This is a genomic window from Stutzerimonas sp. (genome assembly GCF_982611455.1).
The window spans coordinates 114975-139530 of record NZ_CEXBBO010000001.1 but is presented as its reverse complement, the minus strand read 5'-3'; the positions used below and the strand labels follow the sequence as shown (position 1 = coordinate 139530).

At 61.5% G+C, this 24556-nt stretch carries 25 protein-coding genes and 1 pseudogene; 16 read left to right on the top strand and 10 right to left on the bottom strand.

What is annotated here, in order from left to right:
• Positions 1-129: 129 nt before the first annotated feature.
• Positions 130-876 (bottom strand): LytR/AlgR family response regulator transcription factor, encoded by a 747-nt coding sequence (locus AC2LD7_RS00695; RefSeq protein ID WP_484595935.1) that lies wholly within the window; start codon positions 874-876, stop codon positions 130-132.
• On the bottom strand, positions 873-1955 hold the full coding sequence (locus AC2LD7_RS00690) for a sensor histidine kinase (protein ID WP_484595934.1): 1083 nt from the start codon (positions 1953-1955) through the stop codon (positions 873-875). Before AC2LD7_RS00690 ends, AC2LD7_RS00695 begins: the two co-directional genes overlap by 4 nt.
• Before the next feature lie 166 nt (positions 1956-2121).
• Here AC2LD7_RS00690 and argH point away from each other — a divergent pair, with 166 nt between their 5' ends.
• The 4 genes from argH (at position 2122) to AC2LD7_RS00670 (ending at position 5190) form a co-directional block, all read left to right on the top strand.
• Positions 2122-3516 (top strand): argininosuccinate lyase, encoded by a 1395-nt coding sequence (gene argH, locus AC2LD7_RS00685; protein WP_484595933.1) that lies wholly within the window; start codon positions 2122-2124, stop codon positions 3514-3516.
• A gap of 7 nt (positions 3517-3523) precedes the next feature.
• Positions 3524-4093, top strand: a complete 570-nt coding sequence (locus tag AC2LD7_RS00680; protein ID WP_484595932.1) for an AAA family ATPase — start codon at positions 3524-3526, stop codon at positions 4091-4093.
• 11 nt (positions 4094-4104) lie between these two features.
• The gene (locus AC2LD7_RS00675; RefSeq protein ID WP_484595931.1) at positions 4105-4587 is read left to right on the top strand and encodes an N-acetyltransferase family protein; all 483 of its coding nucleotides are present in this window, start codon (positions 4105-4107) and stop codon (positions 4585-4587) included.
• Positions 4588-4662: 75 nt separating this feature from the next.
• Positions 4663-5190 (top strand): hypothetical protein, encoded by a 528-nt coding sequence (locus AC2LD7_RS00670; RefSeq protein ID WP_484595930.1) that lies wholly within the window; start codon positions 4663-4665, stop codon positions 5188-5190.
• On the opposite strand, the gene AC2LD7_RS00665 is transcribed toward AC2LD7_RS00670, so the two are convergent.
• A complete protein-coding gene (locus AC2LD7_RS00665) occupies positions 5191-6156 on the bottom strand; it encodes a magnesium transporter CorA family protein (protein ID WP_484595929.1) in 966 nt (321 codons plus the stop codon).
• Positions 6157-6299: 143 nt separating this feature from the next.
• Here AC2LD7_RS00665 and AC2LD7_RS00660 point away from each other — a divergent pair, with 143 nt between their 5' ends.
• The 3 genes from AC2LD7_RS00660 (at position 6300) to AC2LD7_RS00650 (ending at position 9921) form a co-directional block, all read left to right on the top strand.
• A complete protein-coding gene (locus tag AC2LD7_RS00660) occupies positions 6300-6569 on the top strand; it encodes a hypothetical protein (protein ID WP_484595928.1) in 270 nt (89 codons plus the stop codon).
• A 76-nt stretch (positions 6570-6645) separates the two neighbouring features.
• A complete protein-coding gene (locus AC2LD7_RS00655) occupies positions 6646-6891 on the top strand; it encodes a TIGR02647 family protein (RefSeq protein WP_484595927.1) in 246 nt (81 codons plus the stop codon).
• A gap of 198 nt (positions 6892-7089) precedes the next feature.
• The gene (locus AC2LD7_RS00650; protein WP_484595926.1) at positions 7090-9921 is read left to right on the top strand and encodes a class I adenylate cyclase; all 2832 of its coding nucleotides are present in this window, start codon (positions 7090-7092) and stop codon (positions 9919-9921) included.
• Between the two features lie 39 nt (positions 9922-9960).
• On the opposite strand, the gene rnk is transcribed toward AC2LD7_RS00650, so the two are convergent.
• Positions 9961-10371: a nucleoside diphosphate kinase regulator gene (gene rnk, locus AC2LD7_RS00645; protein ID WP_484595925.1), complete on the bottom strand. Its 411-nt coding sequence runs from the start codon at positions 10369-10371 to the stop codon at positions 9961-9963.
• 164 nt (positions 10372-10535) lie between these two features.
• Complete coding sequence (gene cyaY / locus AC2LD7_RS00640) at positions 10536-10868, bottom strand: iron donor protein CyaY (protein ID WP_484595924.1); 333 nt, start codon at positions 10866-10868, stop codon at positions 10536-10538.
• A 201-nt stretch (positions 10869-11069) separates the two neighbouring features.
• Between cyaY and lptM the strand changes: the two genes are divergently transcribed.
• The 6 genes from lptM to AC2LD7_RS00610 all read left to right on the top strand — a co-directional run bounded on the left by lptM (position 11070) and on the right by AC2LD7_RS00610 (position 15742).
• Positions 11070-11210, top strand: a complete 141-nt coding sequence (gene lptM, locus AC2LD7_RS00635; RefSeq protein WP_484595923.1) for an LPS translocon maturation chaperone LptM — start codon at positions 11070-11072, stop codon at positions 11208-11210.
• Between the two features lie 12 nt (positions 11211-11222).
• Positions 11223-12470, top strand: a complete 1248-nt coding sequence (gene lysA / locus AC2LD7_RS00630; RefSeq protein WP_484595922.1) for a diaminopimelate decarboxylase — start codon at positions 11223-11225, stop codon at positions 12468-12470.
• A 10-nt stretch (positions 12471-12480) separates the two neighbouring features.
• Positions 12481-13311: a diaminopimelate epimerase gene (gene dapF, locus AC2LD7_RS00625; RefSeq protein ID WP_484595921.1), complete on the top strand. Its 831-nt coding sequence runs from the start codon at positions 12481-12483 to the stop codon at positions 13309-13311.
• The gene (locus tag AC2LD7_RS00620) at positions 13308-14003 is read left to right on the top strand and encodes a DUF484 family protein (protein ID WP_484595920.1); all 696 of its coding nucleotides are present in this window, start codon (positions 13308-13310) and stop codon (positions 14001-14003) included. The genes dapF and AC2LD7_RS00620 overlap by 4 nt, the downstream gene beginning before the upstream one ends.
• A gap of 147 nt (positions 14004-14150) precedes the next feature.
• Complete coding sequence (xerC, locus tag AC2LD7_RS00615; protein WP_484595919.1) at positions 14151-15050, top strand: tyrosine recombinase XerC; 900 nt, start codon at positions 14151-14153, stop codon at positions 15048-15050.
• A complete protein-coding gene (locus tag AC2LD7_RS00610) occupies positions 15047-15742 on the top strand; it encodes an HAD family hydrolase (RefSeq protein ID WP_484595918.1) in 696 nt (231 codons plus the stop codon). Before xerC ends, AC2LD7_RS00610 begins: the two co-directional genes overlap by 4 nt.
• 163 nt (positions 15743-15905) lie before the next feature.
• Here AC2LD7_RS00610 and sutA read toward each other — a convergent pair whose 3' ends face one another.
• From sutA to glnK, 5 genes are all read right to left on the bottom strand, one after another.
• Positions 15906-16238: a transcriptional regulator SutA gene (sutA, locus tag AC2LD7_RS00605; protein ID WP_484595917.1), complete on the bottom strand. Its 333-nt coding sequence runs from the start codon at positions 16236-16238 to the stop codon at positions 15906-15908.
• 74 nt (positions 16239-16312) lie between these two features.
• Positions 16313-16738, bottom strand: coding sequence for a secondary thiamine-phosphate synthase enzyme YjbQ (locus AC2LD7_RS00600; RefSeq protein ID WP_484595916.1), 426 nt, complete (start codon positions 16736-16738; stop codon positions 16313-16315).
• 98 nt (positions 16739-16836) lie between these two features.
• Positions 16837-18090 (bottom strand): ammonium transporter, encoded by a 1254-nt coding sequence (locus AC2LD7_RS00595; RefSeq protein ID WP_484595915.1) that lies wholly within the window; start codon positions 18088-18090, stop codon positions 16837-16839.
• 79 nt (positions 18091-18169) lie between these two features.
• Entirely contained in the window at positions 18170-19486 is a 1317-nt protein-coding gene (locus tag AC2LD7_RS00590; RefSeq protein WP_484595914.1) for an ammonium transporter, read from the bottom strand.
• Positions 19487-19653: 167 nt separating this feature from the next.
• Positions 19654-19992 carry a P-II family nitrogen regulator gene (gene glnK, locus AC2LD7_RS00585; RefSeq protein WP_003096476.1) on the bottom strand — a complete coding sequence of 113 codons (339 nt, stop codon included), beginning with the start codon at positions 19990-19992 and terminating at the stop codon, positions 19654-19656.
• A gap of 395 nt (positions 19993-20387) precedes the next feature.
• Between glnK and AC2LD7_RS00580 the strand changes: the two genes are divergently transcribed.
• From AC2LD7_RS00580 to AC2LD7_RS00570, 3 genes and pseudogenes are all read left to right on the top strand, one after another.
• Positions 20388-20651 (top strand): accessory factor UbiK family protein, encoded by a 264-nt coding sequence (locus AC2LD7_RS00580; RefSeq protein ID WP_484595913.1) that lies wholly within the window; start codon positions 20388-20390, stop codon positions 20649-20651.
• 18 nt (positions 20652-20669) lie between these two features.
• A pseudogene (locus AC2LD7_RS00575) lies at positions 20670-22184 on the top strand (YifB family Mg chelatase-like AAA ATPase); the annotation flags it as partial.
• Between the two features lie 375 nt (positions 22185-22559).
• Entirely contained in the window at positions 22560-24524 is a 1965-nt protein-coding gene (locus AC2LD7_RS00570) for a BCCT family transporter (protein WP_484595912.1), read from the top strand.
• Positions 24525-24556 lie beyond the last annotated feature (32 nt).

Here is a 24556-nt window from a genome sequence, read left to right as displayed (position 1 = left end):
AAAGCGTGGGCGTAGGCCAAATATTCGTCAAACCGTTTCTTCTGGCTTAAGCCCACTCATCGAATCAGCTGAAGCCTGATCTACATCGCTTTTTCGCCCAGCTTCCAGCCTCCAGCGCTTCTGTCGGCTTTAAAGATTTTGCATCAGCTTGCGTACCCCAGCGACGTGACGTCGGCTGACCGTCAGCGGTTCGCCTTCGAGCCCCTTGAGAAAGAGTTGGAAATGGCCAAGCGGCGTGCGCTGCAAGCGCTCGATGCGATCGCGGTATACCAGGGCATTGCGATGGATACGCACGAAGCGGTCACCGAACTCATCCTCGAGCGCCTTGAGCGGCTCGTCCAACAGCACCTCGCCCCCCTCATGACGCAGGGTGACGTACTTGTGATCAGCGATAAAGTAGATCACCAGAGGCAATGGAATCAGCTCGATGCCCTTGCGGGTCCGCGCGCTGATGTGGCTGCGCGGCCCGGTGCCAGCAACCGCGGCAGGACGTGTGAGTGCGGCGAGCTGGACCCGGTTCGGTCGCTCCGCTTTTTTCAGCGCCTCGGATAGATGTTCCGGGCGCACCGGCTTAACCAAGTAGCCAACCGCGCTGACCTGGAAGGCATCGAGGGCGAATTCATCATGGGCCGTACAGAAAATCACAGCCGGAGGCGCATCGCGCTCGCACAACTTGGCTGCGACTTGAAGGCCATCGAGGCCGGGCATACGGATATCCAGTAACACGATATCGGGACGCAGCTCCTCGATCAGGGACAGCGCTTCCTCGCCGTTGGAGGCGGAAGGTTCCAGGACACGATAGCCGTCAAGGTCACCTACCAGTCGGCTGAGGCGCTCGCGGGCTAGAGGTTCGTCATCGACAATCAGCACATTCATATGGATCTGGCTTCCTGCTTTTGTGTCGCACACGGATAGCGTAGACAGGTGTAGTAACGGGCGTTACGCCGCTCCACGCTGAGACTCGCCGCAGGACCGAAAAGTGCCGTTAGTCGTGCGTCTATATTATGCAGCGCCTGCTGTGTGCCCCGAGAGGGCGGCGCTTGAGCGGTCTCGTCGAACGGATTGCTCACCTGCAAATGAAACACGCCATCAGCATAGTACGCCGCTACGCTGACCACGCCGCCCTCGATACGCGGCTGGATTCCATGGATCAGCGCGTTCTCCAGCAGGGGTTGCAGGGTCAGCTGCGGGATCGGCAAGTCGTCCGGTACGCCGTCCACCTGCCAGTCGACCTGCAGCCGCTCACCGAGCCGGTAATGCTCTATCGACAGATAGCGCCGCGACAGCTCCAGCTCTTCGCGCCAGGGCACCAGCGTGCCGGGTCGAGCCAGACTGGCACGGAACAGATCGGACAGGTCCAGCACCGCCAGCTCGGCCTTGGCCGGATCGCTGACCACCAGGCTGGCGATGCTGTTCAGGCTGTTGAACAGGAAATGCGGCCGGATGCGCGCCTGTAGCGACTCGATCCGCGCCCTGAGCTCCGCCTGTTCCTGCCGCCGCCACTGGCTCTGCAGATAGAAATAGCGCAGCAGCAGCCCCGACATGATCAGGCTGATAAGCGCATGGCGCAGGTACAGATTGACCTCGCCGACACGCGTCAGCGGCCCGCCCAGCTGGTAGATATCGGCCACTGCAGTGCAGGCCAGCGTCAGCCCGACCACCATGGCACAGCAGGCAAGCCCCGCCAGCGAGGGCGACAGCCGGGCCAGCAAAGGCCGCAACTGGCAGGTCAGGCCGGCCGAGAGCAGCATCACCCACTGCACGAACAGGGAAGTCAGGGCCAGACGCATCCAGTTGAAGCCCGGCTGCATCGGTTCGGCCAGCACCAACACCAGTACTAGCAGCTCGGCGAGCAGCACCAGGCCGAGCAACGCTTCGGGCTCGCACAGCTCGGGCACGAAGAACTCATCAATCGGCGCGGCCGGGCGCGCCCGTTTGGGTCGTAGTGTTTGCATGGCGGCAGTTTCCGCGGGCGTAGGCGCCACCGCAACAAGGCCGTGGCACAGCGCAGCCCCAAAGCATGAAATTGCTGCTCAGCTCACTGTTCACGGCGGCTCCGGGGCACCGGCCAACCCTGTTATCATCCGCGGTTTTCCCGTTTCCGATTCAGCGAGCGCATTCATGAGCACCGACAAGACCAACCAGTCCTGGGGCGGCCGTTTCAGCGAGCCCGTCGACGCCTTCGTCGCCCGATTCACCGCCTCCGTCGAATTTGACAAGCGCCTCTACCGGCACGACATCATGGGCTCCATCGCCCACGCCACCATGCTGGCTAAAGCCGACGTGCTGAGCGATGCCGAACGCGACCAGATCATCGCCAACCTGAATGACATTCAGGCCGAGATCGAAGCCGGCACTTTCGACTGGCGCGTCGAGCTGGAAGACGTGCACATGAACATCGAAGCGCGCCTGACCGACCGCATCGGCGCCACCGGCAAGAAGCTGCACACCGGCCGCTCGCGCAACGATCAGGTCGCGACCGACATCCGCCTGTGGCTGCGCGACGAAATCGACACCATCCTCGCTGAAATAACCCGTCTACAGCAGGGTCTGCTGGGCTTGGCCGAAGCCGAGGCAGACACCATCATGCCCGGCTTCACTCATCTGCAAACCGCCCAGCCAGTGACCTTCGGCCATCACTTGATGGCCTGGTTCGAAATGCTCTCGCGCGATTACGAGCGTCTGGTCGACTGCCGCAAGCGCACCAACCGCATGCCGCTCGGCAGCGCTGCGCTGGCGGGCACGACGTACCCGATCCAGCGCGAAATCACCTGCGAGCTGTTGGGTTTCGAGGCCATTTCCGGCAACTCGCTGGACGGCGTTTCCGATCGCGATTTCGCCATCGAATTCTGCGCAGCTGCGTCGGTGGCGATGATGCACTTGTCGCGTTTCTCCGAAGAGCTGGTGCTCTGGACCAGCGCCCAGTTCCAGTTCATCGACCTGCCCGACCGCTTCTGCACCGGCTCCTCGATCATGCCGCAGAAAAAGAATCCGGACGTGCCCGAGCTGGTTCGAGGCAAGACCGGCCGCGTATTTGGCGCGCTGACTGGCCTGCTGACCCTGATGAAGGGCCAGCCGCTGGCCTATAACAAGGACAACCAGGAAGACAAGGAGCCGCTGTTCGACGCCGCCGACACCCTGCGCGACTCGTTGCGTGCCTTCGCCGACATGGTTCCAGCAATCAAGCCCAAGCGCGAAATCATGCGTGAAGCGGCGCTGCGCGGTTTCTCCACCGCCACAGATCTAGCCGATTACCTGGTGCGCAAGGGCCTGCCGTTCCGCGATTGCCACGAAATCGTCGGGCATGCGGTGAAATACGGTATTGAAAGCGGCAAGGACCTGGCCGAGATGAGCCTCGACGAGCTGCGCCGCTTCAGCGATCAGATCGGCGACGACGTGTTCGCCGTGCTGACGCTGGAAGGTTCAGTTAACGCACGCGACCATATTGGCGGCACTGCGCCCAATCAGGTGCGTGCAGCCGTCCAGCGTGGACGCGAGCTGCTGGCCAACCGCTAGGGTGAGCGTGGCCACGGCCCCTGGCCGGCGTATCTCTGTGGTCGGCTGCTCGGGCGCCGGCAAAACCACACTGGCGCGCCAGCTGGCTGGCCGCCTGGGTTACCGCCACGTGGAACTCGATGCGCTTTTCCATCAGCCGGACTGGCAGCCGCTCCCCGCTGATCAGTTCAAACAGGCGGTTGCCGACGCCCTGCAAGGGCATGGCTGGGTTGTCGAGGGCTCCTATTCCGCGGTGCGTCCGCTCGTGCGCGAAAAGTCGGACATGGTGATCTGGCTGGACCTGCCCAAGGCGGCTGTCATGCGCCAGCTGATTCCGCGGACGCTCCGGCGGCTGGTAATGCGCGAAGCGCTATGGAACGGAAATCGCGAACGCTGGAGCAACCTGTTCAAGCTCTCCGCTAAGCAATCGATCCTGGCCTGGGCCTGGACCAAGCACCCCGTCTATCGGCAACGCTATGGCGATGAGATGCGGGCGGCGCCGCCATCTCAACGTTATGTGCGCCTGGACTCGCGTCAGGCCGTCGACCATTTCTTGAACAGCCTGCCGACCAGCGGGCTCGTACCACTGCCAGAGTGAGAACGAATATCGTGTCCTTGCAAATCCGCCCCGCCACGCCTGACGACGCTGCGCTGATCCTGCGCTTCATCACCGAACTGGCGATCTACGAGCGCGCCGAGCATGAGGTGAAAACCGACGTCGCGGGCATCGAATCCAGCCTGTTCGCGGAAAGTGCCAGCGCCAGTGCACTGATCTGCGAGTGCAATGGCCTGCCGATCGGCTACGCGGTGTACTTCTTCAACTACTCGACCTGGCTCGGCCGTAACGGACTCTATCTGGAAGACCTTTACGTCACGCCCGAGGCCCGCGGCACAGGCGCGGGCAAGGCGCTGCTCAAGCACCTGGCACGTATTGCGGTGTCTCGTGATTGTGGTCGTTTTGAGTGGTCGGTGCTGGACTGGAATGAGCCGGCGATCCAGTTCTATGAGTCGCTCGGCGCGCGGCCGCAGGAGGAGTGGACCACCTACCGCCTGACAGGCGCCGCGCTGCAAGCCTTGGCAGAGCAACCCTGAGGGCGACCAAGGGCTGGGAACTCAGGGCTACGGACAACGCCAAAAGCTAGACGTCCGAAGCGGCTTGCACCCCACATGGCTGACCTAAAAACGCTGCTCCTCAATCAGGACACTCAGGGAGCCGAAGTCTTCGACTCGGCAAAGGAGCGTCTGAATTTCTACCGTTCGGAGATTCACTTCGAATCGACGCTACTGGCCAGCCGCACCAGCGGCTATTTGTCTTCGCAGTCATTTCTGATGATCGCGTTTGCCTCATCGATGGCCAACACCAATCCTGACTGGGGCAGCCTGTTTCGACTGGTCGTCCCAAGCGTGCTGGCAGTGCTCGGCCTGCTGACATCGCTGCATGCGATACCCGGCATCCGGGCAAGCTTCGACGTAATCGAGCGGTGGCACCGCAAGCAAGCCGAACTGCTGCAGACCGAGGGTCACGTCGGCCTGCTGCCCAACCATGACTCGGCGCTTTTTGGCGAAGGTAACAGCCCGGCGGGCGGAGAGCGCTACAAGCGCACCCTGCTATTTTCCCTGCGCACGCCCATCATCTTCGGCAGCGTCTGGGCGTTGCTCGGTGCCTTTTGTATCGTTCTGTATTTCTTCGGCTGATCAGAGCCAGTCGCGGAACTTGAACCATGCGTAGGGAATGATCGCCGACACCACCATCAGGCCCAGCGCCATCGGATAGCCAAGCAGCCAGGCGAGCTCCGGCATGTGTTCGAAATTCATCCCATAGACCGTGCCGACCAGCGTCGGTGGTAGGAATAGCACGGCGGCGATGGAGAACACCTTGATAATGCTGTTCTGCTCGATATTGATCAGGCCGAGCGTGGCGTCGAGCAGGAAGGCGATATCGCCCAATAGCCGCGCCTGATGCTCACCCAGCGAGCGCACGTCCCGCTCCAGCGCCTTCAACAATCCTTTGGCGACGCCCTGCTTGGGCTCACCGGCATGCAGGCGGTAAAACGCGATCAAACGAGTCGAGCTGAACAGGCTTTCGCCCAGTTGCGACAGTAGCGAACGATGCTGCCCAAGCTGTTGAATGATCTGCTGCAGGTCCCTGCGATGCTCCTTTCGTTCATCGAAGATGCGCCGCGACAAGGCCTGCAATTCAACCTGCACGCTTTCCAGCACGTCCGCAATGCGATCGACCACGGCGTCGGCCAGGGCGAGGAAGATCTGATGACTGGAGGCGTAGTTGGACGGCTGTCGCGAGCTCTTGGTCTCGAACTGGCGAAACGCGCTGAGTTCGCTGTAACGTACAGTCACCAGGCGGCGCTTGGTCAGGACGAAGGTCACCTCGGCATTTTCCGGGCGCCGATCGGCGATCCCCATCACCACCGTCGTGGTCATGAAGATAGCGCCGTTCTCGTCGTAGAATCGCGACGAATCCTCGATTTCCGCCAACTCTTCGCGAGTCGGAATATCCAGCCCCAGCTCCGACTCGACGAAGCGCTCTTCCTGCTGGTCAGGCGACAGTAAGTCGATCCACAGCACGTTGTCGGGCAGCGTCTGCAGGTTTTCGGCAACGCGACGTACCAGCGCGCCATTTTCAAGGCAGTACAGAGTGATCATTGCTGCAGTCGCGCTCCTTGATGGTCCATAGTAGGAATAGAGACCGACCCAAGCGAAGCGTTCAGGGCATTCGCCGCTGGCGCCAGCTTGCCGGGACTCGCCGAAACGCGCTATCGAGATTTTTTCCTGACGAGAGTTGCGACATGAACGATGCCACGTCCGACGAAGATGAAAGCTTCGCCGAAGAAACCCTGATCCAGGCGATCGAAAACCAGCTCGAAGCCGGCGAACCAGCCGCCACGCAGGCGACGTTGAACAAGCTGACCTTAGTCGGTTACGAGCGCGATGAGATTCTCAAGATGATGGCGCTGGTCCTGGCCCACGAGATTCGGCAGATGCTCGGAGAAGACCGCGCATTCGACACCGAAAGCTACGAAACGCTGTTGCGTCATCTGCCCGACTTACCCGAGTAGCCCGGAGCGAGGCAGGCTGGTACACAGCATCTACACTTCGCAAACAGGGCTCAGGCCCACCACCCGAGGAGCGAACATGTCCTACACCCCTAATCTGGTAGCCGAACTGGAAATTCTTCGTCTGTTCAACCTCGACAACAAACTCGAGGGTCTGAAGGTTCATCATGATGCCGGCAGTGCCGCCATCGCCGCCGCCCAGCGCCTACATGCCAAAGGTCTGACAACCCAGCCCGACGGTGGCTATCTGACCAGTCTCGGGCGTGACGCTGCCGAGCATGCGCAAGCGCTGCTGACCATCCTTTCGGAAACTGCCACAGCCTGACGCCAGCCCGGCTCTGGCGGTCGCCATGACGAGCGCCAGGCTCACTCGCGGCGAGGCCCCGCCGCGGGTAGTCACATCGCCAACCGACAGCGGTTACCGCTGCAGTTTTTCCTCCCGGCCTTCACCCGTGTTACCTTCCGCCCTTTACTGCCTCGATAAACTGGTCGGACAACTCGACCGCCTGCACGAACTGCCTGAATGACCCGCCACCAGGAAATCCGCCCCGTTCTAGAAGAGGGTATCGACCGTAAGGTCCTCAGCGCGCTACGTGCTCGTTTTCTATCCGTTAATGCCGGCCGCCTGGAGCGCACCCGACTGGCCATGTCGCCGCGCCAACAGTTGGTGCTCAAACTGCTGCCGCTGTTGTTTCACGTCAATCACCCGATATTGCCGGGTTACGTCTCCGCCACCACGCCAGCCGGACTGGCCGGCTTCGAGCCAGATGCCGAAACACTGGCGGAGGCCCAGCGCCTTAGCCGTTCGTTTTCCTATAAGCCGCTGCGTGGCCATCCGCCACAGCCGATCCTCGGCTTGTTTCTGATGGGCAGCCTGGGGACCGTCGCCCAAGACGAGCAGAGCGATCTGGATGTCTGGGTCTGTCACGACCCGAAACTGTCCCCACAACAGCTCGACGAGCTGCGGCGAAAGTGTGATTTTTTGCAGACCTGGGCCGCTACCCAGGGCAGCGAGGCGCACTTTTTTCTGGTCGACCCGCTGCGCTTCACCCACGGTGAGCGAGAGGCGAAACTGACATCGGATGACTGCGGCACCACCCAGCATTACCTGTTGCTCGACGAGTTCTACCGCACCGCCATCTGGCTCGGCGGGCGCACACCGCTCTGGTGGCTGGTGCCAGATTATGAAGAGCATCGCTACAACGACTACGTGCGCACCCTGTTAGACAAACGCTTCGTGCGCAGCGATGAGGTGCTCGACCTCGGCAGCCTCGGCCGCATCCCGCCAGGCGAATACCTCGGTGCCGGTTTATGGCAGCTGTACAAGGCCATCGAGTCGCCCTACAAATCCCTCTTCAAGCTACTGCTGGTCGAGGCGTACGCCAGCGAATACCCACAGGTCCGCTGCCTGAGCCTGGATTTCAAGAAGGCGGTCTATGCCAATCACCTGGAGCTGGATGAGCTCGATCCCTATATCGTCGCGTACCGCCGGATCGAACAGTACCTCGCCGGCCGAGGCGACTTGGAGCGCCTGGCGCTGTTGCGGCGCTGCCTCTATCTGAAGATCAACAAACCACTGAGCCGCCCCCCCATAGGTCGCAGCAAAAGCTGGAAGCGACGCCTGCTCGAACGCCTCACTCACGACTGGGCTTGGGACGAGCGCCAGTTCGCCCAGCTCGATCGCCGCAGCCAGTGGAAGGTTCGGCGTGTGGTGGAAGAGCGCCGTGCACTGGTCAACGAACTGACCTACGGCTACCGGTTCCTCAGCGAATTTGCCCGTCGCCTGCAGATCACCAGCAGCATCAACGGACGCGACTTCGGCGTGCTAGGCCGTCGCCTACATGCCGCGATAGAGCGCAAGGCCGGCAAGATTGAGTCGATCAATCTCGGTATAGCGCCAGATCTGGCTGAACACAGCCTGACCCTGGTTCATGGTTACGATGCCGCAGGTGACGTTTCCTGGGCGCTCTACGAGGGCAACCTGAACGCGAGGCAAGTCACCGACTATTCGCCGCTGAAGCGCTCCCGCGAGCTGATCCCCCTACTTGCCTGGTGCCATCGCAACGGCATAGTCGATGCTGCTACCCATGTCGCGCTTCACCCAGGCGACAGCGGGTTGACAGAGGCAGAGCTGTTTTCCCTGCTCACTGATTTGAGACAGGCATTTCCGATGCCGCTCCAAACGATCTCCGACGATGCGTTATTGAGCGCTGCCACTCCGATCAAGGTATTGCTATTGGTGAACGTCGGTCTTGATCCACTCAGCCCTCTGCAGCCATTGTCTTTCGATGAGCTGAACGATTACCTGGGGCATGGCGCAGCCAGGAAAAAGCTGGTGCTGAGTATCGATCAGCTCACGCTGAACAGCTGGAACGAGCTGATTGCCACCCGATACGAAAGCGCCGCTCCTCTGCCGGATTGTCTAACTGATTACTTGCAGGAACTGCCTGCAAATGGCAAGCGGCCAAGCCTACAGGTGCGCTGCTTCTGCCGAAACGCTGGCGTAGCCGTGGCTCGAAAGGTCGAAACGGTCTTCCTCGACGTCCAGGCGGGGTTCGACGAACCGGGCGAGAGCCGTTACCTGCTTCAAGTCCGTCAACACTTTCATCTGCTCGATCTGATCCCCGGCAATGTTCGTCACACCACTCTGAGCGACATAACCGCACTGCTTGGGCATCTTGGCGAGGCCCACCAAGGGTACCGTCCGATCCGGTTAGATCGTCATGCCCTGGAAGAGAATGACCTATCGCTGATCCTCGCCCAGGCCAGACCGCACTGCCTGCAGGTGTTCTACCGCATCCAGGGCGCCATGGCGGAGCTGACCGTGTTGGACGAATTCAATGCGCTGTGGCGCCAGCAGGCACCCTACCGAGACGAGCAGAGTCTGCTGACGCCGCTCCTGCGCTTCTTGCAATCGGTGAGCTACCGCCGCACGACTCAGCTGCCGTTCGAGGAAAATCACCTCGCAGCCATGGATATCCTGTTCTACCGGATACAACCGCCCGCGCCGGATCGCCCTCTGGCTATCGAGCGCAGACCTGCACCCCGAGAGGAAGCCAGCGATCCGTTCTACGACATTCAGGCGATCGTCGAGCCGAGCGAAAAAGGCCGCTCCCAGGTCACGTTGTATTGCAACCATCAGGAGTTTTCCAGCCTGGAATATGGCACCGAGCTTTTCGCCGCGGTGGCCCGTTTCATCCTCGCGCAGCGTCGCGCCGGCGAGCGTTATCCCTGCTACATCACCGATCTGGACCTGTCCGGGCTACATGGCACGGGTCGTACCCAGACCGTGCAACATCTGCGCTACAAGGCGCAGCTGGAAGCGGCACTCAATCAGGCATTGAAATCGGTTTGACGGGATGCGGCCTCAGCATGAACGTGAAGCCGCGGCGACTTAGCGAAGAGTGACGTCACCGGCCGCTTCCGGCTGGTATTCGACCGCTAGCAGGGTCAGTTTGAGCACCTTACCGCCGGGTGTCGGCCAGTCAATGTGCTGACCGACGCTCATGCCCAACAGCGCACTGCCGACCGGTGCGAGCACCGAGACGGTGCCCTCTTTGCCGGCGTCCTGAGGGAAGACCAGCGTCAGGTGGTAATCCTTGCCGCTGCCTTCCTCCAGACAATGAACGCGAGAGTTCATGGACACCACGCCAGCAGGCAGCTCGCTACGCTCGACCACCTGGGCGCGGGACAACTCGTCCTCGAGCGCCTCGGCGGCCGGACCGTAGTCAGCCAGGCCATCGAGCAATCGCTCGAGCCGCTGCAGATCGGGTTGGGTGATGATGATGGGCGGTGCGCTGGTCATGGGTCCTGGCGAGCTCCTGTAAAAGTTCGGATTGCAAAAAAAGCAAAACCCCGCCCGAAGGCGGGGTTTTTTAACCTGAAGTCGACCCTATCACAGCTCATTAAATAAGCAAGCGGCGCAGTATTACACCCAATTACCGCAATCCGACGCCCGACAGGCTTGCCTCACAGATCTTCGAACTCGAGTGCCTCGCCACCTTGCTCCTGGGTAGCCCTGGCCAACAGCTCCCCCAGGCGCTCATCGTTGGAGTCGCAGATCCACAGCGAGGCAGCTTCGTCGTAGTCGAAGTGAAACCCACCCGAACGCGCCGCTACCCAGAGCTGGCGCAACGGCGGCTGACGGCTGAAGATCAGCTGGGTACCGTTCTCGAAACGCACCGTAAGAACGCCGCCGGAATTTTCCAGATCGACATCCATGCCGCTGTGATCGAACACATCCTCGATTTCCTCCTGCACGGCGTCGACCAGATCGTGATAGCGCGCTTCGCTCAGACTCATGAATCGTTTCCTCGGTACGGATGATACGGCGGCGCCATGGCCCGGCCGGCAATGCTGGCGAGCTTAGCAGGCCACCGCCGCGTCTAGCGAGCGGCTGTCCAACCGGCCACCCTAATGTAGCTGCCGACGAGCGCGGCCACATAGGCAATCCGCTGGGTGCTGGGTATACTCCGGCCATCGATTTTTAAGGATTGCACCCCAATGAAGCGTCTGCTGCTTCCACTCATTGCACTTGCGGTTCTCGCTTCCGCGCTCAGCGGCTGCGGCCAGAAAGGTCCGCTTTACCTGCCGGACGACGGCGCAACCGCAAAAGAACGTTCCAAAGACCGATTCGAACTGTAAAGGAGGCATTCCATGGAGGCCTTCTCGTACCGCGACGGTCAACTCTTCGCGGAGGGCGTGGCGCTGCCCGCTCTCGCGCAACGCTTCGGCACCCCTACCTACGTCTATTCGCGCGCGCACATCGAGGCCCAGTACCACGCCTACGCCGATGCTCTGCAAGGCATGCCGCATCTGGTCTGTTTTGCAGTCAAGGCGAACTCGAATCTTGGCGTGTTGAATGTGCTGGCGCGCCTGGGTGCCGGTTTCGACATCGTTTCGCGCGGTGAGCTGGAGCGCGTGCTCGCCGCGGGCGGTGTGCCTGAGCGCATCGTGTTCTCCGGCGTCGGCAAAACGCGTGACGACATGCGCCGTGCGCTTGAAGTCGGTGTGCACTGCTTCAACGTCGAATCGACCGAAGAGCTTGAACGCCTGCAGAAGGTCGCAGCCGAGCTTGGTGCAATTGCGCCGGTGTCGCTGCGGGTCAACCCGGATGTAGACGCGGGCACGCACCCGTACATCTCCACCGGGCTCAAGGAAAACAAGTTCGGCATTGCCATTGCCGACGCGGAACAGGTCTATGCCCGCGCCCACGAATTGAGCAATCTCCAGATCATCGGCGTCGATTGCCACATCGGTTCGCAGCTGACCAGCCTACCGCCTTTCCTCGATGCGCTCGACCGATTGCTGGCGCTGATCGATCGCCTCGCCGTACGCGGCATTCATATTCGCCACCTGGATCTGGGCGGCGGACTCGGCGTGCGCTATCGCGAGGAGCAACCGCCGCTGGCCGGCGATTATATTCAGGCGGTGCGCAAGCGCATCGACGGCCGTGACCTGGCACTGGTGTTCGAACCCGGCCGCTCGATCGTTGCCAATGCCGGGCTGCTGCTGACCCGAGTGGAATACCTCAAGCACACCGAACATAAGGATTTCGCCATCGTCGACGCGGCGATGAACGACCTGATCCGTCCGGCGCTGTATCAGGCCTGGATGGACGTCGTACCGGTCCAGCCGCGCGAAGGCGAGGCGCGCCACTACGATATCGTCGGGCCGATCTGCGAAACCGGCGACTTCCTCGCCAAGGAACGCCCGCTGGTCTTGGCCGAGGGCGATCTGCTGGCGGTGCGTTCGGCCGGTGCATACGGGTTCGTCATGAGTTCCAACTACAACACGCGCGGCCGTGCCGCCGAAGTACTGGTGGACGGCGATCAAGCCTACGAAGTGCGCCGCCGCGAAAGCGTGCAGGAGCTATACGCCGGCGAAAGCCTGCTGCCCGCCTGAGGCCACGACGATGCTTTTGCGTTTTACCAAGATGCACGGCCTGGGCAATGATTTCATGGTCATCGACCTGATCAGCCAGCACGCGCATATCCAGCCCAAGCACGCCAAGCAATGGGGCGACCGGCATACGGGCGTGGGCTTCGACCAGCTGTTGCTAGTCGAGCCGCCGCATGATCCGGATGTTGATTTCCGCTACCGCATCTTCAATTCCGACGGTTCCGAAGTGGAGCAGTGCGGCAACGGTGCGCGCTGCTTCGCGCGATTCGTGCTGGACAAGCGCCTGACCATGAAACGGCAGATTCGCGTCGAGACCAAGAGCGGGATCATCGAACTGGATATCCGCCCCGACGGGCAGATCAGCGTCGACATGGGCCCGCCACGACTGGTGCCGGTCGAGATTCCATTCCAGGCCGACAGCGAAGCCCTGAGCTATCCCCTGACGGTTGATAGTCAACAGCTGGAAATCGCCGCTGTTTCCATGGGCAACCCTCATTCCGTGTTGCGTGTGGAGGATGTCGATAACGCCCCAGTGCACGAACTGGGTCCGAAAATCGAAAACCATCCACGCTTTCCACAACGAGTGAACGCCGGCTTCCTTCAGGTGATGGACCGTCAGCACGCCAAGCTGCGTGTCTGGGAACGCGGCGCGGGTGAGACCCAGGCTTGCGGTACCGGCGCTTGCGCCGCTGCGGTCGCCGCGATTCGCCAGGGCTGGATGGATTCGCCCGTGCAGATCGATCTGCCAGGTGGCCGCCTGTCCATCGAATGGGCAGGCCCAGGGCAGCCGGTTATGATGACTGGCCCCGCCGTTCGCGTTTTCGAAGGACAGGTTCGCCTATGACCGAGCAAAACCAGGACAAGCCGCAATTGCCGGACGCCGAAACCGTCGCCGCCTACCTGCGCGCCCATCCGGAATTTTTTGTCGATCACGACGAGTTGATCCCCGAGTTGCGCATCCCGCATCTGCCAGGTGGCGCCGTGTCGCTGGTCGAGCGACAAGTGAAGCTGCTGCGTGAGCGCAATATCGAGATGCGCCACCGTCTGTCGCAACTGATGGATGTAGCCCGCGACAATGACAGGCTGTTCGACAAGACCCGCCGACTGGTACTCGACCTGCTGGATGCTGGCAGTCTGGAAGAAGTTATCGGCGCGGTGGACGAAAGCCTGCGGCATGAATTTCAGGTGCCTTACGTCAGCCTGATCCTGTTCAGTGAGGCGCCGTTGCCGGTCGGCCGCAGCGTCACCAACGTCGAAGCACAGCAAGCCATCGGCGGGCTGCTCGGTGGCGGTAAGACCATCTGCGGTGTGTTGCGCCCGCATGAACTGGCATTCCTGTTCGGCGAAGAAGAAAGCGGTGGTATCGGCTCGGCTGCAGTAGTCGCGCTCAATCATCAGCAAGGCATCCTGGCGATCGGCAGCCAGGATCCGCAGCACTACAAGAGCTCGTTGGGCACGCTGTTTCTAAGCTATATCGCCGAAGTGCTGACACGGGTGCTTCCGCATCACTCTGCACCGCTGCGTTCGGTACGTTAGGAACAGCTGGAGGCTGGAGGCTGGAGGCTGGAGGCTGGAGAGCGTGCGGCTTGCACCAATTCTCCGAAGCTTTTCCTCACGCTACGGACCCGCTTTGTTGTCCAGCCTTCCAGCCAGCGCTTTTATCGGCTTTCAAGGCTTTTAACCATGCAAACCGATCTCGATGCCTATTTCCAACATCTGCGCAATGAACGGCAGATGTCGCCACATACGCTCGACGGTTATCGGCGCGACCTGATCAAGGTGATGAACTATTGCCAGAAGCAACATCTGGGGCAATGGTCCGAGCTGAAAAGCGTCCATATCCGTCAACTCATCGCCGAACAGCATCGCCAGGGCCAATCCAGCCGCAGCCTGGCACGTCTGCTTTCGTCGCTGCGCGGCTTATACCGCTATCTCAATCAGGAAGGTCGCTGCACCCATGATCCGGCCACCGATATCTCTGCGCCCAAGGGTGAGAAGCGCCTGCCGCGGCTGCTCGATACCGACCGGGCGATGCAGTTGCTCGACGGCGGCGTCGAGGACGACTTCATCGGCCATCGCGATCAGGCGATGCTCGAGCTGTTCTATTCATCCGGACTGCGCCTGGCCGAACTTGTCGGCCTGAATCTCGATCAGCTCGACCTTCCGGCCGGCCTGATCCATGTCGTTGGCAAGGGCAACAAGGAGCGCGTGCTGCCTGTCGGACGCAAGGCCCGCGAAGCGCTGCAGGCCTGGCTGCCCCTGCGGTCGCTGAGTAATCCCGTCGATGGCGCCGTGTTCGTCAGCCAACAAGGCCGCCGCCTCGGTGCGCGCGCGGTACAACTGCGGGTACGCCAGGCGGGCGTGCGCGAACTCGGCCAGCATTTGCATCCGCATATGCTCAGGCATAGCTTCGCCAGCCATATGCTTGAATCGTCGCAAGATTTGCGCTCGGTACAAGAAATGCTCGGTCACGCCGACATTGGCACCACGCAGATCTATACCCATTTGGATTTTCAGCATTTGGCCAAGGTCTATGACCAGGCGCACCCGCGCGCCAAACGTAAGCAGGACAATGACCCATGAGCATTCAGCTGATCACCTTCGATTTGGATGACACGCTGTGGGATGTCGGCCCGGTCATTCATAGTGCGGAAATCCGTCTGCGCGACTGGCTCGGCCAGCACGCACCACGCCTGGGCGACTTCCCGGTCGAGTCGCTGGCCGCGATCCGCCGCATGCTGGTGGAAGCCGAACCGGACCTGAAACACCGCATCAGCGAACTGCGCCGACGCATCCTGTTTCATGCGCTGCATGATGCCGGTTACCCCGAGGACGAGGCGCGGAGTCTGGCTGGGCAGGCCTTCGAAGTGTTTCTCGAGGCCCGTCACGCCATCGATCTGTTTCCCGAAGTTCACCCGACCCTCGAGCTTTTGGCCAACCGCTATACGCTCGGCGTGCTGACCAATGGCAATGCCGACGTCCGCCGGCTTGGGCTGGCCGATTATTTTCAGTTCACGCTGTGTGCCGAGGACCTGGGCATCGGCAAACCGGACCCAAGACCGTTCAGGGAGGCGCTCGCGCGGGCCGGCGTGGCAGCCGAACACGCCGTGCACATCGGTGACCATCCTGACGATGATATTGGCGGGGCGCAGCGTGCCGGCGTTCGGGCAATCTGGTTCAACCCCGCCGGCAAAGCCTGGCAATACGAAGGCCGGCCGGACGCACAAGTCAGTAGCCTGGCCGAACTCCCTGCATTATTGACCCGCTGGCGCTAGGGTCTGTTGACGTTTCGTCGCGGCCGCGACGGAGCCCAACACCACTCCGTGCTGGGCTTTGCTTGTACTGCACCAACTTCGCGCAAGGCACATGGCTTAACGCTGCTCAAAAGCGCTTTTTCGTCCAGCCTTTCAGCCTTAAGCGCTTTACGGCTTCCCCCGTTCAGATAGGCCGGCTGCCGTACTTGCTATCAGGCTTTTTCGGCGGATCGGCGACTACGTTCGGTTCGACTTCCTGCACACGCCCACCACGCGACAGGAATTCTTCCATTGCTCGCGCCAGCTCGTCACGCTCCCGCTGCTTGGCTTCCAGGCTCGGCAACTCTTCGATGACCACCGCCTTGGCCTTGGCCTTCTTGGTCGTCGGGGTGGCGCGCTCGCTGTCGGTCCCCTCATCATCAGCGCTGTCGTCGCCGTCATCGGCGGCGGCCAGCTCCTCGCCCTCCTCCTCGTCGTTAACGTCCAGATCGTCTTGTTCTAATTCTTCGTCGCTCATGTTCAACCTCGTACCTTGCCAAAGCGGAAGTTATAGCCCGGCGATGTGCTTTATTCGCCATCGCCAAAAAAAATTCAACTCACCATCCCGTGCAGCGTGGCAAGAACCTGTCTGGCGCCACCTTGATCTCGGTGCTCGCCCAGATAGATGCCTTGCCAAGTTCCCAATGCCAGTCGCCCCTCGCTGACCGGCAGACTCAACTGGCAACCGAGCAGGCTCGCCTTGAAATGCGCAGGCAGATCGTCCGGCCCTTCATAATCGTGTTCATAACCACCCTGGCCTTGCGGCACCAGGCGATTGAAAAACCTTTCGAAGTCGCGCCGCACTGCTCCGTCGGCGTTCTCGTTGACCGTCAGCGAGGCCGATGTATGGCGTAACCACAGGTGTAACAGACCGGCCTGGCATTGTTGCAGTTCCGGTAGTTGTGCAAGCAGCTCGTCGGTAATCAGATGGAAGCCCCGCGGTCGTGGACGCAGCGTAATCATGATCTGTTGCCACATGCTGGGAAGCTCCCCTCGACACCTGAACGGGCGCATTCTAGCGCGGCGCCAGAAAAAGCAAAGGGCGCCCGTAGGCGCCCTTGTCGATACGTTGCGAATCAACGCTTGCTAGTGAATTCCGGGTAGGCTTCGAGGCCGCACTCGACGACGTCGACGCCCTCGTATTCCTCTTCTTCGCTGACCCGCAGCCCCATGATCGCCTTGATGATGCTCCAGACGATCAGACTGGCAATGAACACCCAGGCGAAGATCGACACCAGACCCAGCAGCTGGGCGCCGAAGGTCGCATCGGCATTGGTCAGTGGCACCGCCAGCAGGCCCCACATGCCGACCACACCGTGCACCGAAATAGCACCGACCGGGTCATCGAGCTTCAGTTTGTCCAGGCCGAGGATGCTGAACACCACCAGCACGCCACCCACACCACCGATCAGCACGGATTGCAGGGCGCTCGGTGTCAGCGGCTCGGCCGTAATGGCCACCAGGCCAGCCAGCGCGCCGTTGAGGATCATAGTCAGATCGGACTTTCCGAACAGCAGGCGCGCGGTGATCAGTGCCGCGACCAAGCCGCCGGCAGCAGCCATGTTGGTGTTGGTGAACACTTGAGCCACGGCATTGGCGTCCTCGATGGTGCTCATTTTCAGCTGCGAGCCACCGTTGAAGCCGAACCAGCCCATCCACAGGATGAACGCACCGAGGGTCGCGATCGGCAAGTTCGCTCCGGGAATGGCGTTGATCTGCCCGTTAGGGCCGTACTTGCCCTTACGCGGACCGAGCAGCAGCACACCAGCCAGGGCAGCCGAGGCGCCCGCCATGTGCACCAGACCGGAGCCGGCGAAATCGAGGAAGCCTGCTGCGTCGAGAAAACCGCCGCCCCACTTCCAGAAGCCCTGCACTGGATAGATCACGCCGGTCATCACCACCGCGAAAGCGATGAAGGCCCATAGCTTCATGCGCTCGGCTACCGCGCCGGAGACCACCGACATACAGGTCGCCGCGAAAACCACCTGGAAGAAGAAGTCCGCACGCGTCGAGTAGTAAGGCGCGTCCTCACCGCCGGCGGCGACTATGTCGACTGCGTTCTCGTCACCGATCAGGAATCCCAGGCTCGGCAGGATGCCGCCATCCGGGCTGGAGTACATGATGTAGTAGCCGATCAACAGGTACATGATCGAAGCCACCGCATAGAGCACGATGTTCTTGGTGAGGATTTCGGCGGTGTTCTTTGCGCGAACCAGACCGGCTTCGAGCATGGAGAAACCGGCCGCCATCCACATCACTAGCGCGCCGCAAATGAGGAAGTAGAAGGTGTCGAGACCGTACTGGACGGGTATCAGTGCTGTGCTATCCATTGTTATCACCTTTTGCCGAGCGCCTCGCGACGCTGTTCGGTTAAGGCGCCCGGGTTGGCTCCGGGCGCACTCCGTGTGCTTACAGGTTGTAGCCGCGCTCGTTGTGCAGGCTGAGATCGAGGCCGACGGTTTCTTCTTCTTCGCTGACCCGCAGCCCCATCACCACGTCGATGACTTTCAGAGTCACGAAGGTGACGACGGCGGTGTACACCACCGTGAAGAGCACGCCTTTGAACTGGATCCATAGTTGCAAAGCGATGTTGTCCACCTCACCGAAGCCGCCCAGCGCGGGCGCTGCGAATGCACCGGTGAGCAACGCACCAACGATGCCGCCGATACCATGCACGCCAAAGGCGTCCAGCGAATCGTCGTAACCGAGCTTGCGTTTTAGGCTGGTGGCGCAGAAGAAGCAGATAGCACCCGAGGCCAGGCCGATGACCAACGCACCCATCGGGCCGACGGTGCCTGCAGCCGGAGTGATGGCGACCAGACCGGCCACCACGCCTGAGGCGATGCCCAGCGCACTCGGTTTGCCGTGGGTTATCCACTCGGCGAACATCCAAGCCAGGGCCGCAGCGGCAGTGGCAATCTGCGTAACCAGCATGGCCATGCCGGCGGTGCCATTGGCGGCGAGGGACGACCCGGCATTGAAGCCGAACCAGCCGATCCAGAGCATTGCCGCGCCGACCAATGTCAGACCCAGGTTATGCGGCGCCATTGGCGTGGTAGGGAAGCCTTTGCGCTTGCCAAGTACGAGGCAAGCCACCAGACCAGCGATACCGGCATTGATGTGCACGACGGTACCGCCAGCGAAGTCGAGCACGCCCCAGTCCCACATCAGACCACCATCGCCGCTCCAGACCATATGTGCGATCGGCGCATAGACCAGGGTGAACCAGACGCCCATGAACACCAGCATCGCAGAGAACTTCATGCGTTCGGCAAAAGCCCCGACGATCAGCGCCGGCGTGATGATGGCAAAGGTCATCTGGAACGTGATGAACACGCTTTCCGGGACGGTGCCGGTGAGGCTGTCGGGTGTCAGGCCGCTCAGGAAAGCGCGGCCGAGACCGCCGACGAAGGAGTTGAGATTGGTGACGCCCGCTTCCATGCCCGTGGTGTCGAAGGCCAGGCTATAGCCGTAGACCATCCAGAGAATGCTCATCAGGCCGGTGATGGCGAAACATTGCATCATCACCGAAAGGATATTCTTCGAGCGGACCATGCCGCCGTAGAACAGCGCCAGTCCGGGAATGGTCATGAACAGCACCAGCGCAGTGGCTGTGAGCATCCATGCCGTATCACCGGAATCAAGCGTTGCCTCCTGTGCCATGGCGATGCCGGGGCTTATCAGAGACAAAAGGGCTCCTAGCCCTGCGAATTTTCGCAGAGTCATGGTTTTACTCCTGGGGCGTGGGGGTTCGTAAGCCTGCCGAGGCAGGCAATCGCAAACTATTGTGGCTTCGCGCGTCGCGGCGGTAAGGCGGGCTCGGCTCGCTCGCCGATTGCGCCTGGTCTCGGGCGTCTCCGCCCGGCCAACCGTTCGCTACGTGACGAGGCCGATCAGATCGCGTCGGTGTCGGTTTCGCCGGTTCGGATGCGGATGGCCTGCTCCAGATTGACGACGAAAATCTTGCCATCGCCGATCTTGCCGGTGTTGGCCGCCTTGGTAATGGCCTCGATCACGCGATCGAGCTGATCGTCGGCAATCGCCACGTCGATCTTCACTTTTGGCAGAAAATCGACCACATATTCAGCGCCGCGGTATAGCTCGGTATGGCCCTTCTGGCGCCCGAAACCCTTGACCTCGGTGACCGTGATGCCCTGAACGCCGATCTCGGACAGCGACTCGCGTACGTCGTCCAGCTTGAACGGCTTGATGATGGCAGTGACTAGTTTCATGAAACTTCTCCCGTTTAGATGGACTTGCCCCAGAAATACGAACCCGGTTCAAGTCTAAGCTCAGTGTCTGGCTCTTGTAACGCGCCGGCATTGCCGAGCGACCATCCGACACCATCAACCGATACGACGAAACGTCCCGAATCGCCTGCGCACCGCAACGCTTCGGTGCATCTGTCATGGCCAGCCAAGCAGAATCAATGCCAGTTTTGCGAGAGGTGCGATCTGGCGCGCTCCGCGTCGTGCACGCGCAGTGCACCCGACACCAGATCAGCGAAGCCGCGCACCAATACCGGGCACGACCGTGCGGCAGCATGCCCACAAACGTGCACACAGGCGAAAATCGACCCCAGACCGGCCGTGTTACACTGCCCGCCGCTCAGAAACAGGTGATACCCATGTTCCCACCCAAAGCTTTTCTCGATGCCATCGGCTCCCAAGCCTCGCGTCTGTTCAACGGCGAAACGCCTCTACCCCGCCCGGAAATCGAAGCGCAGTTCAAAGGCATCGTGCAGGGCGCGCTGAGCAAGCTGGACGTAGTCAGCCGCGACGAGTTCGACAGTCAGATGGTCGTTCTCGCCCGCACCCGAGCGCGACTCGAAGCACTCGAAGCCAAGGTCGCCGAGCTGGAAGAAAAACTCGCGCCACCCGCCTCCGAATAAAACCGGTGGCGACACGATCAAAGGAGTGATCGGATGTCCCTTGCCATAGTTCACAGCCGCGCCCAGGTGGGCGTCGAAGCGCCCACCGTCACCGTCGAAGCGCATCTAGCCAACGGCTTGCCTTCACTGGCATTGGTCGGTTTGCCAGAAACCGCGGTCAAGGAGAGTAAGGACCGCGTGCGCAGCGCGATCCAGACCTCCGGTTTTGATTTCCCCGCTCGCCGAATCACGCTCAACCTCGCGCCTGCCGATCTGCCTAAGGATGGCGGCCGCTTCGACCTGGCCATCGCTCTGGGCGTTCTCGCCGCCAGCGGGCAGATTCCGGCGGACCGTCTCGACACACTCGAATGCCTCGGCGAGCTGGCGCTTTCCGGTGCGCTGCGCCCGGTTCAAGGTGTGCTGCCCGCAGCACTGGCCGCACGCCAGGCCGGACGCGCCCTGCTGGTGCCACGAGCCAATGCCGAGGAAGCGAGCCTGGCGTCCGGTCTGGTGGTGTACGCCGCGGATCACCTGCTGGAAGTCGCCGCGCACTTCAACGGTTTGGCGCCGATTGCGCCATTCCAGGCTCAGGGATTGCTACGTCAGGTCCTGCCCTATCCCGACCTGGCCGATGTGCAGGGCCAGGCTGCCGCCAAGCGCGGTCTACTGGTCGCTGCGGCGGGCGCGCACAACCTGCTTTTTTCCGGCCCCCCAGGCACCGGAAAGACTCTTCTCGCCAGTCGTCTCCCCGGTCTGCTGCCTCCGCTGGAGGAGCAGGAGGCACTGGAGGTCGCGGCGATCCAATCGGTGGCTAGCCAGTCGCCGCTCGAACATTGGCCGCAGCGCCCGTTTCGTCAGCCCCATCACAGTGCATCCGGTCCGGCGTTGGTCGGTGGCGGCAGTCGGCCGCGGCCGGGGGAAATCACCCTCGCGCACCAAGGCGTGCTGTTCCTTGACGAGCTGCCGGAGTTCGATCGCAAGGTGCTTGAGGTGCTCCGCGAGCCCCTGGAATCAGGCTGTATTGTCATCGCCCGGGCGCGGGACAAGGTGCGCTTCCCGGCCCGTTTTCAGCTGGTGGCGGCTATGAATCCGTGCCCTTGCGGCTACCTGGGCGACCCCAGCGGTCGCTGCCGCTGTTCGCCGGACCAGATTCAGCGCTACCGCGGCAAGCTGTCCGGGCCACTGCTCGACCGCATTGATCTGCACCTCACCGTGGCCCGGGAAGCCACTGCGCTCAACGCGCCACCCACAATCGGCGAAAACAGCCGCGTGGTTGCCGAGCAGGTAGCCGACGCACGTCGCATCCAGCTGGCGCGCCAAGGTTGCGCCAACGCCTTTCTCGATCTGACTGGGTTGCGTAGCCATTGCCAACTGCAACCCGAAGACCAGCAATGGCTGGAACGTGCCTGTGAGCGTCTCGGCCTGTCGCTGCGCGCGGCCCACCGAATACTCAAAGTGGCGCGAACGCTGGCGGACTTGCAGCAGGCCGCGCTTATCGGCCGCCCACATTTGGCTGAAGCGCTGCAATACCGACCGGGTAGCCAGGCATCCTGACCGGCGAAAGGCTGCCCAAAGGCAGCCTTTCGCGACATACAGTGCGGGTTCATAGCGGGACACGGCTTGGCAAATACTTTGCCGCAACACGCCATATTGCGCTGTCACATCATGTAAGAACTCGTGGAGGCGACCCTTCCAGACCGTGTGAAAACGTAGCGAGCGAAGGTGAGGCAAGAACTAGGCGTCCCCACAAAAACAGGCGAGGAAGCGGACTGGGCTCGCATTCCGAGCCTGTTTTTAACGCGGCATAACCGAGCGCAGTAGTTTTCACACAGTCTGGTTCGCCCGGTCAGAAGTAGACCGTTATGTTAGATTGCATCCTCTTTCGCCACAGGCGGCCCACTCCCCAAAACGGTACCAAAGGAGCGCAGCATGGAGGCAAACAAGTCTTCTTCCACCATCAACCCTCCGGTTTTCTACGGCTCTGCCGTACTGATCCTCGCGCTGGTAATCTACAGCGTCGCGTTTTCCGAACATGCGCAAACGCTGTTCGGCGATCTCCAGGCCTGGATCATTGCCAATCTCAGCTGGCTTTATATCCTTGCGGTCGCCGTCATCCTGCTGATGGTCGTGCTGCTCGCCCTCAGTCGCTACGGCGACATCAAACTTGGTCCCGATCACAGTGAGCCCGACTACAGCAGCCTGACCTGGTTCGCCATGCTGTTTTCCGCTGGCATGGGCATCGGGCTGATGTTCTTCGGTGTTGCCGAACCGGTGATGCATTTTCTTTCACCCCCGGTGGGGGAAGGCGGCACGGTGGAAGCCGCGCGGGAGGCGATGAAAATCACCTTCTTCCATTGGGGGCTGCATGCCTGGGCCATCTACGCGATCGTCGCGATGATCCTCGCCTACTTCAGCTACCGCCACGGTCTGCCGCTGACGCTGCGTTCGGCGCTCTATCCGCTAATCGGTGAGCGCATCTACGGCCCCATTGGTCACGCCGTAGATATCTTCGCCATCATCGGCACGGTGCTGGGCGTCGCCACCTCGCTGGGTCTGGGTGTCACCCAGATCAATACCGGCCTCAACCATCTGTATGGCCTGCCCATTTCCGTACCCGTGCAGATCGGTTTGATCGCCGCCACTACGTTGCTGGCGACCATTTCGGTGGTTACCGGACTGGACAAGGGCGTACGGCGGTTGTCCGAGCTGAATCTCAGCCTCGCCGTTCTGCTGATGTTAATGGTGCTGATCGCCGGCCCGACGGTGTTCATCCTGCAGACGTTCGTGCAGAACACCGGTAACTACTTCTCGCAGATCGTCACCGCGACTTTCAATCTCTATGCCTACGAGCCGAACGACTGGATCGGTGGCTGGACCTTGTTCTATTGGGGTTGGTGGCTGGCCTGGTCGCCCTTCGTCGGGTTGTTCATCGCGCGTATCTCACGCGGCCGGACGATCCGCGAGTTCGTCACTGGCGTGCTGCTGGTGCCGACCGCCTTCACCCTGTTGTGGATGACGGTGTTCGGCGATACCGCCATTCATTTGATCCTTTGGGAACATGTCACAAGCCTCGGCGAGGCCATCGATAAGGACAGCTCGCTGGCCCTGTTCGCTTTCCTCGAGCATTTCCCATTCTCCTCGTTCATCTCGCTGATCGCGATCATCATGGTGGTGGTGTTCTTCGTTACCTCGGCGGATTCCGGCGCGCTGGTGGTGGACATGCTCGCCTCCGGCGGTCAGGAGAGCACACCGATTTGGCAACGCATCTTCTGGGCCGGGTCGATGGGCATCGTGGCGATTGCGTTGCTGCTGGCCGATGGGCTGACTGCGCTACAGACCGCCACTATCGCCAGTGCACTGCCCTTTACTGTGGTGTTGCTGTGCGCCATGTGGGGGCTGCTCAAGGCGTTGCGTTTCGACGCCACCAAACAGGGCTTGCGCTACCAGGCGCTCAGCACCACGCCCACGGCCCCGCAGGAAGGCGGCTGGCGTCGCCGGGTGCAGAACCTGACCAAATACCCGCGGCGTCGCGACGTGGAGAGCTTCCTCGCTGCGATTGCGACGCCCGCCTGCGCCGCTGTCGCCGAAGAATTGCGCCAGCAGGGTTACGGCGTGGAGCTGATGACCGGCGAGGACAACCTGACCGGGCTGCAGATCACCCATGAAGGCGCGCCCGACTTCATCTATCAGATCCGTCCACGCGGCTATCCGATGCCGAGCTTCGTCGCCGCCGACGAGGGCGATACGGACGAGCGCAACTACTACCGCGCCGAGGTGCACCTCAAGGAAGGCGGGCAGAACTATGACGTAATGGGCTGGAGCCGCGACGGCGTGATCGGCGACATCCTCGACCAGTACGAGAAGCACATGCACTTTCTGCACATCGTGCGTTAACAGGAGGCTGGAGGCTGGAGGCTGGAGGCTGG